Genomic DNA, 2232 nt, shown 5'->3' on the forward strand with positions numbered 1-2232 from the left:
CGTGCTAAATTGTACTTTCTTCGTGAACGTAGTGGTAAGAGCGCAAGAATTAAAGAGAAACGTTTTTCTCACTAGTTTTCTCTTTTTAAAATAAAAATACTTATAAAGGCTACCCCCAAAAGGTGGCCTCTTTTCGTGTCAATTTTTAGCGGCTCTTTAGCCCGTTTAAAAAAATAAAGCCGGCAGGACCGGCTTTATTTTCATAGAATATAATATCTTTTCTTAATTAAGAAACCAAAGATGTATAAGCTTCCGCATCAAGCAGATGATCAATATCAGCTATATTAGCCACCTCAATTTTCACCATCCATCCTTTACCAAATGGATCGCTGTTTACCAACTCAGGCTCATTTTCCAAAGCAGGATTTACTTCAACAATTTTAGCAGCTACAGGTAAAAACAAATCACTAACCGTTTTTACGGCCTCTACTGTACCAAATACTTCATCTGCCGACAATTCATTACCAACAGAATTAATGTCCACATATACAATATCACCTAACTCACTTTGCGCAAATTCCGTAATACCTACTAAAGCAGTATTTCCATCAACAACTTTAACCCATTCATGGTCTTTTGTGTATCTCAAATCTGAAGGAAAGTTCATATAAATTTATTTTTATGGTACAAACGTACAAGAAATTTTTGAAAAAAATAAAGTACAAAAATGAATAATTTATTTAAGTTTTGCCAAGGCGTCTTTAATGCGCGCCCAACCTTTTTCAATATTTTCAATGTTATTGGCAAAAGAAAAACGGACACAATCAGGTTCTCCAAAGGCAGCACCCATCACAGATGAAACGTGTGCGGTATTTAACATATACATACTGAAATCGGCAGAATTACTGATAACAGTATGACCATCTGATTTTCCATAAAAACTACTCACGTCAGGGAAAATATAAAAAGCGCCATCTGGTTCGGAGCATTTAATGCCGGGTATATCTTTTACCAATTCCAATACTCTTTTTTTACGGCGAGTAAATTCTTTCGTCATTTCAAAAGTGGCTGTTAAATCACCCGTAAGAGCCGTTACAGCCGCTTTCTGCGTTATAGAACAAGTGCCGCTCGTAGTTTGTCCCTGTATTTTTTCCATTGCTTTAGCAACTACTTCTGAAGAAGCAGTGTACCCTAAGCGCCAGCCTGTCATAGCAAAGCCTTTACTCAATCCGTTTACAATGATTATTCGTTCCTTTAATTCATCAAACTGCGCGATACTTTCGTGTGCCCCTACATAATTGATGAACTCATATATCTCATCCGAAATAATAAAAATATCCGGATGTTTCTTAAACACTTCCGCCAAAGCTTTTAATTCTTCTTTATTATAAACAGCTCCAGAAGGATTGCAGGGAGAAGAAAAAAGAAACAATTTTGTTTTGGCTGTAATGGCCGCTGCCAACTGTTCGGGGGTAATTTTAAATCCACTTGCCTGAGAAGTGCGTACCTCTACAACTTTCCCACGGGCTATTTTTACCAGCTCAGAATAAGTAACCCAATAGGGTGTAGGAATGATCACCTCTTCATCTTCATCAACCAAAGCCAAAATAGCATTGGCAAGACTTTGTTTGGAGCCGGTAGAAACGACAATCTGAGTAGGAACATACTCCAAATTATTATCTCTTTTTAACTTCGTGCAAACAGCTGAACGGACATCTAAGAAACCCGGTACCGGTGTATAATGACTCCAATTATCGTTGATCGCTTTTATAGCAGCTTCTTTAATATGTGTAGGTGTGTCGAAGTCGGGTTCCCCTAAGCTTAGGTCGATTACATCAACACCCTGTGCGCGCAATTCACGACCAAGTTTTGCCATTTTGAGTGTTTCCGGCTCGCTGAATCTTTCTAAAAGAGAAGACAGTTGCATACAATATTATTTTGTTTTGTTGATTAAATGATTGCCACAAAGATACGGAGAATCAGTAGGAAAATTTTTTGAAAAATAAGGACATTGCCCTAATAGGAAATTAAGCCGTTTACGGATACACGATCGTATTCACCTTTAAAGAATCTGCACCGGTGCTACCAACGGATCCCTGTAGATAAAAAGTATAAAACTTATCTTTTTCAATAGTTACATCCAAAGGAGGTAATACCTGTGTTAAAGTGTCCTCCGAATTTAAAAAAGAAAACCGATAGGTATTTGAATGCACCGAGACATATTGAGCAACCTGGTTATCAATACTATTGTCAAGGTAAGTTCGTCCTATCCAGGTCTGAACTCGAGGCATT

At 37.7% G+C, this 2232-nt stretch carries 4 protein-coding genes; 1 reads left to right on the forward strand and 3 read right to left on the reverse strand.

The window, feature by feature from the left end; translation table 11 throughout:
• The coding region (locus tag ACQR30_RS11845) for a 50S ribosomal protein L19 (RefSeq protein WP_429735340.1) at window positions 1-75 on the forward strand (75 nt) is incomplete at its 5' end.
• Between the two features lie 151 nt (window positions 76-226).
• Here ACQR30_RS11845 and gcvH read toward each other — a convergent pair.
• From gcvH to ACQR30_RS11860, 3 genes are all read right to left on the reverse strand, one after another.
• Window positions 227-607: a glycine cleavage system protein GcvH gene (gene gcvH, locus ACQR30_RS11850; RefSeq protein ID WP_429735334.1), complete on the reverse strand. Its 381-nt coding sequence runs from the start codon at window positions 605-607 to the stop codon at window positions 227-229.
• Between the two features lie 69 nt (window positions 608-676).
• Complete coding sequence (locus tag ACQR30_RS11855; protein ID WP_429735336.1) at window positions 677-1867, reverse strand: pyridoxal phosphate-dependent aminotransferase; 1191 nt, start codon at window positions 1865-1867, stop codon at window positions 677-679.
• A 109-nt stretch (window positions 1868-1976) separates the two neighbouring features.
• Window positions 1977-2232: hypothetical protein (locus tag ACQR30_RS11860; RefSeq protein ID WP_429735338.1), on the reverse strand; the 256-nt coding region annotated here is incomplete at its 5' end.

Origin of the sequence: Arachidicoccus sp. (assembly GCF_050436765.1) — a bacterium.
Classification (GTDB): domain Bacteria; phylum Bacteroidota; class Bacteroidia; order Chitinophagales; family Chitinophagaceae; genus Arachidicoccus.

Bases quoted from the DNA above. Each gene is read 5' to 3' on its own strand.
- gcvH (WP_429735334.1), bottom strand. From the start codon at position 607: ATGAACTTTCCTTCAGATTTGAGATACACAAAAGACCATGAATGGGTT.
- ACQR30_RS11855 (WP_429735336.1), bottom strand. From the start codon at position 1,867: ATGCAACTGTCTTCTCTTTTAGAAAGATTCAGCGAGCCGGAAACACTC.